Source organism: Micromonospora sp. NPDC049799 (assembly GCF_040656655.1).
Taxonomy (GTDB): domain Bacteria; phylum Actinomycetota; class Actinomycetes; order Mycobacteriales; family Micromonosporaceae; genus Micromonospora.
This window is the reverse complement of the sequence record NZ_JBFAMU010000226.1, coordinates 1-8,123: the sequence shown is the minus strand read 5'-3', so window position 1 is coordinate 8,123 and position 8,123 is coordinate 1. Positions and strand designations below refer to the sequence as shown.

Sequence of the window (8,123 nt, the reverse complement as noted above, 5' to 3'; positions counted from 1 at the left end):
CCACCAGCGCGTCGGTGCCCTCGGAGTCCAGGCGGGTGCCGACGTACCAGGCCGCGCCGTCGCCGACGGCGTGCCGCGTCACCGCCGGCACGCCCGGCAGCGGCCCGTCGGCGTACGCGGCGAGCACCTCGGCGCCCTCGGCGTGCAGCCACTCGGTCCACACGTCGACTGTCGAGCCGTCGTCGAGGTGGACCCGCTCCCCCGCCCGCAGCGGGAAGAACTCCTCGGTACGCACACCGAGCAGCTCGCGGAACGCTCCCGGGTAGCCGCCGAGGCGGATGTGGTCGTTCTCGTCGACGATGCCGCTGAAGTACGTGACCAGCGCGGTGCCGCCGGCGGCGACGAACGCGCGCAGCGCCTCGGCGTGCGCGTCGCGGACCAGGTAGAGGGTCGGGACCAGGACCAGCCGGTAGCGCGACAGGTCGACCGAGGGATGCACCACGTCGGCGGTGATCCCGGCCCGGAACAGCGCGCCGTGCAGGGCGGTGAGCCGGTCGGCGTATGTGACGTCGACGCTGGGGTGCGAGTCCAGCTCGGCGCCCCACCACGCCTCGAAGTCGAACAGGATCGCCACCTCGGCGTCGACGCGGCTGCCGATCACCTCGGAGATCGCGGCCAGGTCCGCGCCCAACCGGCAGACCTCCCGGAAGACCTTCGTTTCGGGCCCGGCGTGCGGGAGCAGCGCCGAGTGGAACTTCTCCGCACCGGCGCGCGAGGCCCGCCACTGGAAGAAGAGCACGCCGTCGGCGCCGCGCGCCACGTGCGCGAGGCTGTTGCGGCGCAACTGCCCCGGGGTCTTCGCGACGTTGCGGGGCTGCCAGTTGACCGCGCTGGTGGAGTGCTCCATCAGCAGCCAGGGGTCCCCGCCGGCGACGCCGCGGGTGTGGTCGGCGGCGAGTGCCAGCCCGAGGTGGGAGTCCGGGTCGGCGGCGGTGAGGTAGTGGTCGTTGGAGACGATGTCCACGTCGGACGCCCAGGAGTGGTAGTCCAGGTACTTGATGCCGGTGCCGATCATGAAGTTCGTGGTGACCGGCTGCCGGACCAGGCGGTCGAGCACCGTCCGCTCGGCGCGCAGCTGGGCCCGCTGCTCGTCGGAGGAGAAGCGCAGGAAGTCCAGCTGCTGGGTCGGGTTGGCGAAGGTCGGGGCGAGCCGGGGCGGGTTCACCTCGGCCCAGTCGCCGTACCGCTGGCTCCAGAACGCGGTGCCCCAGGCGGCGTTGAGGCCGTCCAGGTCGCCGTACCGCTCGCGCAGCCAGTGGCGGAACGCCTCGGCGCTGACGTCGCAGTAGCAGTGCACGTTGTGGCAGCCCAGCTCGTTGGAGACGTGCCACATGACGACGGCCGGGTGCTCGGCGTACCGGGTGGCGACGGCCTCGACCAGGGCGAGCGACCGGTCCCGGAACACCGGCGAGCTGGGGCAGTACGCCTGGCGTCCGCCGGGCCACAGGATCGCGCCGTCGGCGCGGCGGGGAAGGGTCTCCGGGTGCCGGTGGGCGAGCCACGGCGGCGGGCTGGCGGTGGCGGTGGCCAGGTCGACGGCGATCCCGCCGCCGTGCAGCGTGTCGATCGCGCGGTCGAGCCAGCCGAAGTCGAACTCGCCGGGGGCGGGCTCCAGCAGGGCCCAGGAGAAGATGCCGACCGACACCAGGTTGACCCCGGCGCGGCGCATCAGTTCGACGTCCTCGGCCCACGTCGCTTCGGGCCACTGCTCCGGGTTGTAGTCGGCGCCGTACCAGATCCGGTCGCCCTGCCATCGCCGCATGGCTGCAGAGCGTGCCCCGACCTGCGAGGCAAGTCAACAGTTTCCAACATCGACATCGTTTCCAACGTTTACCTGATTACAGCCTTGTCACGACTGGGTTATTCGCGCCAGCCGCCCCTCTTGACAGCGCGGGAAGGGCGAGTAGTTTCAGGCGCCACTGGCAGTTCGTGTTTGCCAATGTGGATTCGCGATGGATCCGGATGTGGGATCACGAATGGCCGGCCCGCCACCCCGTCACGGCCCTCGGGCGCAGCGCACCTCTTCATCCGCAGGAGGCACCATGTCCCGTCCCCGATCCCAAGCCGAGTACCTGGCCCGGCTCGTACCCCCCTCCGTCGCCGGCCTCCGCCGCCGCTCGGTGCTCGCCGGGGCCGCCGGCGCCGGCGCCCTGCTCGGCACCGGTCTGCTCGCCGGCTGCGGCGGCGACTCCGACTCCGGCGGGTCGGGGTCCAAGACGGTGTCGCTCGGGTCGAACCAGTCCGACCCGAAGCCCAAGGAGGTGATCGCGAAGGTCGTCGACGGTTTCCAGACGTCCTCCGGCCTCCAGGTCGCGGTCAACACCGTCGACCACAACACGTACCAGGAGAACATCAACAACTACCTGCAGGGCAAGCCGGACGACGTGTTCATGTGGTTCGCCGGCTACCGGATGCGGTTCTTCGCCGCCAAGGGCCTCGCCGGGGACGTCAGCGACGTCTGGGGCAAGCTCTCGGGGCAGTCGGAGGCGTTCAAGAAGGCGTCCACCGGCGACGACGGCAAGCAGTACTTCGTGCCGTCGTCGTACTACCCGTGGGCGGTCTTCTACCGCAAGTCGGTCTGGCAGCAGAACGGCTACCAGGTGCCGACGACGCTCGACCAGCTCACCGCGCTCTCCGCCGAGATGAAGAAGGACGGCCTCGCCCCGATCGCCTTCGCCGACAAGGACGGCTGGCCGGCGATGGGCACCTTCGACATCCTCAACCTGCGCATCAACGGCTACCAGTTCCACGTCGACCTGATGGCCGGCAAGGAGTCCTGGACCTCCGACAAGGTCAAGAAGGTCTTCGACACCTGGCGCGGGCTGCTCCCCCTGCACCAGCCGGACTCCCTCGGCCGGACCTGGCAGGAGGCGGCCCAGTCGTTGCAGCAGAAGAAGAGCGGCATGTACCTGCTCGGCCTCTTCGTCGCCCAGCAGTTCAACGCCGACGAGCAGGACGACCTGGACTTCTTCACCTTCCCGGAGATCGACCCGGCGATCGGGGCCAAGGCCCTGGACGCGCCGATCGACGGCTACATGATGGCGCGCAAGCCCAAGGAGGAGGAGAACGCCAGGAAGATGCTGGAGTACGTCGGCTCGAAGGCGGCGGCGGACATCACCGTCAAGAACGACCCCAGCACCCTGGTGGCCAACACCGAGGCCGACACCAGCGGCTACACGGCGCTGCAGAAGAAGGCCGCCGAGTTGGTCGGCTCGGCCACCGAGATCGCGCAGTTCCTCGACCGCGACACCCGCCCCGACTTCGCCTCGACGGTGATCATCCCGGCGATCCAGCAGTTCATCAAGAACCCGGCCGACATCGACGGCCTCGTCAACAGCATCGAGAACCAGAAGAAGTCGATCTTCACCGAGTGACGAGACGGCGAGAGGGGAAGGACACCGTGTCCGACCTGCCCCTGATCCAAGCGGATCGCGCCGTGCCGCCGCCGGCCGCGACCACCACCTCCACGGGTGGTCGCGGCCGCCGGCTACGGCTCCTGTCCCGCACCGACCGCGTGGTCATCACGCTGATGGTGCTCGTACCGCTGCTGCTCGTCGTCGGCCTCGTCTGGCTGCCGTCCGTCGCCACCGTGCTGCTCTCCGGCACCGACTGGGACGGCATCGGCCCGGTCAGCGAGATCGAGTGGGTCGGCGGGCGCAACTACTCCGACGTCATCAACATCTACCCGCCGTTCGTCCCCGCCGTGCAGAACAACCTGCTCTGGCTGGTGGCGCTCTTCGTGGTGGCCACGCCGATCGGCATGTTCCTGGCCGTCATGCTGGACAAGGAGATCCGCGGCAGCCGGTTCTACCAGACCGCGCTCTACCTGCCGGTCGTGCTCTCCCTGGCGCTGATCGGCTTCATCTGGCAGCTGATCTACTCCCGCGACCAGGGCCTGCTCAACGCCGTGCTCGGCACGAGCGTCGACTGGTACGGCGACCCGGACGTGAACATCTGGGCGGTGCTGTTCGCCGCCGGCTGGCGGCACGTCGGCTACATCATGCTGCTGTACCTGGCCGGGTTGAAGGGCGTCGACCCGTCACTGCGGGAGGCCGCCGCCGTGGACGGCGCGTCGGAGACCAGCACCTTCTTCAAGGTCGTCTTCCCGGTGCTGCGTCCGATCAACATCATCGTGCTGGTGGTGACGGTGATCGAGTCGCTGCGCGCCTTCGACCTGGTGTGGGTCATCAACAAGGGCCGCAACGGGTTGGAACTGATCTCCGCGCTGGTCACCTCCAACGTGGTGGGCGAGGCCAGCCGGATCGGCTTCGGGTCGGCGCTGGCCACCATCATGCTGGTCGTGTCGCTGCTGTTCATCACCGTCTACCTGGCCACCGTGATGCGGGAGGACCGCCGATGAGCACCGCGACGATGCCGGCACGCGAGACGGCGGACCGGACACCCGCCCCGGCGCGGCGGCCCCTGCGGCCGGCTCGGGTGGTCCTGCACCTGTTCCTCGCCGCGGTGGCGATCGGCTGGCTGTTCCCGATCCTGTGGGCGGTGCTGACCTCCCTGCGGTCCTACGAGTACACCGCCGCCAACGGGTACGTCTCGTTCGGCGGCTGGACGTTCGACAACTACGTCACCGCGTGGCAGACCGCCGAGTTCGGCAAGCACTTCCTCAACTCCGCGTACATCACCGTGCCGGCCGTGCTGCTGACGCTCTTCCTCGCCTCGATGGTGGCGTTCGTCATCGCCCGGTTCAGCTGGAAGACCAACATCGTCCTGCTCGGCCTGTTCACGGCGGCGAACCTGCTGCCCCAGCAGGCCCTGCTGATCCCGCTGTTCCGGCTGTTCACCCAGGTGCCGTTGCCGGCGTTCATGAGCGACTCCGAGCTGCTCTACGACAGCTACTGGGGGTTGATCCTGGTCAACGTCGCCTTCCAGTGTGGTTTCTGCGTGTTCGTGCTCAGCAACTACATGAAGGCGCTGCCCCGGGACCTGTACGAGGCGGCGATGGTCGACGGGGCGAGCATCTGGCGGCAGTACTGGCAGGTCACCATGCCGCTGTGCCGGCCCGCCCTGGCGGCCCTGGCCACGCTGGAGGTGACCTGGATCTACAACGAGTTCTTCTGGGCCACCGTGCTCATGCGCACCGGCGACAAGTTCCCCGTCACCAGCTCACTGAACAACCTGCGCGGCGAGTTCTTCACCGACAACAACCTGGTCTCGGCCGGCTCGGTGCTGGTCGCGATCCCCACCCTGGTGGTCTTCTTCCTGCTGCAGAAGCAGTTCGTCCGGGGGCTCACCCTGGGTGCGTCCAAGGGCTGAGGGCCATACCCCTCCGGATCCCGCCGAGAGATGGTGCCCATGTCGATCCCGACCATCGTCCACCTCCGTCGCGCCCGGACGAGCCTGGTGCTCGACGGGCGCGGCCCCGGGCTCCCCCGCGTCGTGCACTGGGGCGCGGATCTCGGCCCGGTGCCGGCCGACGACCTGCCCGGCCTGGTCGACGCGACCGTCCCGCCGGTGGTGCCGAGCAGTTTCGACGCGCCGACCGTGCTGTCGGTGCTGCCCGAGGCGGGCGCCGGCTGGAGTGGGCGTCCGGCGCTGGCCGGGCACCGTGACGGCACCGCCTGGTCCACCGCCTTCCATCTCGACGGACTGGACGTCGAGGACCCCGAGGAGGGGACCGCCCGGGCCATCGTCCGGGCCTCCGACGCCGACGCGCAGCTGTCCCTGACCGTCGAGATCGACCTCGACCCGACCGGCCTGCTGCTGCTGCGGCACCGGCTGCGCAACGACGGCGTCACCCCGTACGAGCTGCGGGAGCTCGCCCCCGTCCTGCCGGTGCCGGCGGTCGCCACCGAACTGCTCGACCTGACCGGCCGGTGGTGCCGGGAGCGGAGCCCGCAGCGGCATCCGTGGCCGATGGGCACCTGGGTGCGGGAGGGCCGGCACGGGCGGACCGGGCACGACGCGACCCTGCTCCTGGTCGCCGGGACGGCCGGGTTCGGCTTCGGCCACGGCGAGGTGTGGGCGGTGCACACCGCGTGGAGCGGTGACCACGTGACCTTCGCCGAGCGACGTCCCACCGGCGAGTCCACCCTGGGCGGCGGCGAGCTGCTGGCCCCCGGCGAGGTGGTGCTGGCCCCGGGCGCCGAGTACGCCACCCCACTCCTCTACGCCGCCTTCTCCGACGACGGCCTGGACGGGCTGAGCGACGTCCTGCACACCCACCTGCGGGCCCGCCCGAGTCACCCGCGTACGCCCCGGCCGGTCACCCTCAACGTCTGGGAGGCCGTCTACTTCGACCACGACCTGGCACGGCTGACCGCCCTCGCCGACCACGCGGCCGAGGTCGGGGTGGAGCGGTTCGTCCTCGACGATGGCTGGTTCCGGGGCCGGCGGCACGACCGGGCCGGACTCGGCGACTGGTTCGTCGACACCGACGTCTGGCCGGACGGGCTGCATCCGCTGATCGACCACGTGACCGGGCGGGGACTCCGGTTCGGGCTGTGGGTCGAGCCGGAGATGGTGAACCCGGACTCGGAGACGTTCCGCGCCCACCCGGAGTGGGTGCTGTCGGTGCCCGGCCGGTTCCCGCCGGAGTGGCGGCACCAGCAGGTGCTCGACCTCGCCCACCCGGACGCGTACGCGTACCTGCTCGGACGGCTGGACGCGATCCTCACCGAGCATCCCGGGATCAGCTACCTCAAGTGGGACCACAACCGGGACCTCACCGAGGCGGGTCACCACGGCCGCCCCGGGGTGCACGAGCAGACCCTCGCGGTCTACCGGCTCCTCGACGAGCTGCGGGCCCGCCACCCGGGGGTGGAGATCGAGAGCTGCGCCTCCGGCGGCGCCCGGGTGGACCTGGAGATCCTGCGGCGCACCGACCGGGTCTGGGCCAGCGACTGCAACGACGCCCTGGAGCGGCTGGCCATCCAGCGGTGGACCGGGCTGCTGCTGCCACCCGAGCTGGTCGGCACCCACGTCGGGCCGGAACGCTCGCACACCACCCACCGGGTGCACGATCTCGGTTTCCGGGCCGCCACCGCGCTCTTCGGCCACCACGGCATCGAGTGGGACATCGGGGCGATCAGCGCCGAGGAGCGCCGCGAGCTGGCCGCGTGGGTCGCGCTGCACAAGCGGCTCCGTCCGCTGCTGCACGGTGGCCGGGTGGTCCGGGTCGACCACCCGGACCCGGCCGTCTGGGCGCACGGCGTGGTCGCGCACGACGGTTCCCGGGCGGTGTACGCGGTGGCGCGGCTGGCCACCTCGGTGGCCCAGGTACCCGGGCCGGTCCGGCTGCCCGGCCTGGACCCGCGGCGGCGGTACGCGGTCCGCCCGGCGGTGGGCGCACCGGAGCCGGCGGTCCTCCAGCTGACCGAACCCGGCTGGGGGCCGGGGACCACGCTGGGCGGGACGGTGCTGGCGACCGTGGGACTCCAGATGCCCGCCCTGCACCCCGAGCAGACCGTGCTGCTGGAGGTCACCGCGGTCGACTGAGATGTCCGGGAACTTTTTTCGACGCGGATGTCGAGAACCGGTGCGCCGGCTTCTACCACCGGGTGAGAGCACCGAGGATGGTGCCCAGTCGTGAGGAGCCAGACGTGAAGTACATGTTGCTGATGCAGTTCAGCGCCGCCGGTACCGCCTTCCCCGCGATCGACACCTGGACGCCGGAGGAGATCCGGGCGCACATCGGGTTCATGGGTGAGGTCAACGAGAAGCTGGTCGCCGACGGCGAGTGGGTCGACGGGCAGGGCCTCGCCGGCCCGCCGCAGGCGAAGATCGTCCGGGCCGGCGCCGACGGCACCCCGGTGGTGACCGAGGGGCCGTTCGCGGAGACCAAGGAGTTCCTCGCCGGCTTCTGGATCGTGGACTGCGAGACCCCGCAGCGGGCCGTGGAGATCGCCGCGCACATCTCCACCGCCCCCGGCCCGGGCGGACGTCCGCTGAACATGCCGATCGAGGTGCACCCCGTCATGTCCGCCCCACCGCAGGAGATGTGACGACCGACCACACCGCCGAGGACCTGCTGCGCGAGCTGGCGCCGCAGGTCCTCGGCGTGCTCGCCCGCCGGTTCGGCGACTTCGCCACCGCCGAGGACGCCGTGCAGGAGGCCCTGCTGGCGGCGGCGACGCAGTGGCCCGTCGAGGGGCTGCCGGACAACCCGC

7 protein-coding genes are annotated in these 8,123 nt (G+C 70.8%); 6 read left to right on the top strand and 1 reads right to left on the bottom strand.

The annotated features are described in order from the left end of the window. The coding region (locus AB0I76_RS17660; protein ID WP_357036201.1) for a beta-galactosidase at positions 1–1,762 on the bottom strand (1,762 nt) is incomplete at its 3' end. Positions 1,763–2,042: 280 nt separating this feature from the next. On the opposite strand from AB0I76_RS17660, the gene AB0I76_RS17655 reads away from it, so the two are divergent. The 6 genes from AB0I76_RS17655 to AB0I76_RS17630 all read left to right on the top strand — a co-directional run. Continuing rightward, a complete protein-coding gene (locus tag AB0I76_RS17655) occupies positions 2,043–3,374 on the top strand; it encodes an ABC transporter substrate-binding protein (RefSeq protein WP_357036198.1) in 1,332 nt (443 codons plus the stop codon). A gap of 26 nt (positions 3,375–3,400) precedes the next feature. Further along, positions 3,401–4,360, top strand: a complete 960-nt coding sequence (locus AB0I76_RS17650; protein ID WP_357036195.1) for a sugar ABC transporter permease — start codon at positions 3,401–3,403, stop codon at positions 4,358–4,360. Next, positions 4,357–5,271 carry a carbohydrate ABC transporter permease gene (locus AB0I76_RS17645; RefSeq protein WP_357036192.1) on the top strand — a complete coding sequence of 305 codons (915 nt, stop codon included), beginning with the start codon at positions 4,357–4,359 and terminating at the stop codon, positions 5,269–5,271. Before AB0I76_RS17650 ends, AB0I76_RS17645 begins: the two co-directional genes overlap by 4 nt. 39 nt (positions 5,272–5,310) lie before the next feature. Then, positions 5,311–7,452, top strand: coding sequence for an alpha-galactosidase (locus AB0I76_RS17640; RefSeq protein WP_357036189.1), 2,142 nt, complete (start codon positions 5,311–5,313; stop codon positions 7,450–7,452). Between the two features lie 113 nt (positions 7,453–7,565). After that, positions 7,566–7,958, top strand: a complete 393-nt coding sequence (locus AB0I76_RS17635) for a YciI family protein (RefSeq protein WP_357036207.1) — start codon at positions 7,566–7,568, stop codon at positions 7,956–7,958. Next, on the top strand, positions 7,955–8,123 hold a 169-nt coding region (locus tag AB0I76_RS17630), incomplete at its 3' end, for a sigma factor (protein WP_357036204.1). The genes AB0I76_RS17635 and AB0I76_RS17630, both read left to right, overlap by 4 nt.

Bases quoted from the DNA above. Each gene is read 5' to 3' on its own strand.
- AB0I76_RS17635 (WP_357036207.1), top strand. From the start codon at position 7,566: ATGTTGCTGATGCAGTTCAGCGCCGCCGGTACCGCCTTCCCCGCGATC.
- AB0I76_RS17645 (WP_357036192.1), top strand. From the start codon at position 4,357: ATGAGCACCGCGACGATGCCGGCACGCGAGACGGCGGACCGGACACCC.
- AB0I76_RS17640 (WP_357036189.1), top strand. From the start codon at position 5,311: ATGTCGATCCCGACCATCGTCCACCTCCGTCGCGCCCGGACGAGCCTG.
- AB0I76_RS17655 (WP_357036198.1), top strand. From the start codon at position 2,043: ATGTCCCGTCCCCGATCCCAAGCCGAGTACCTGGCCCGGCTCGTACCC.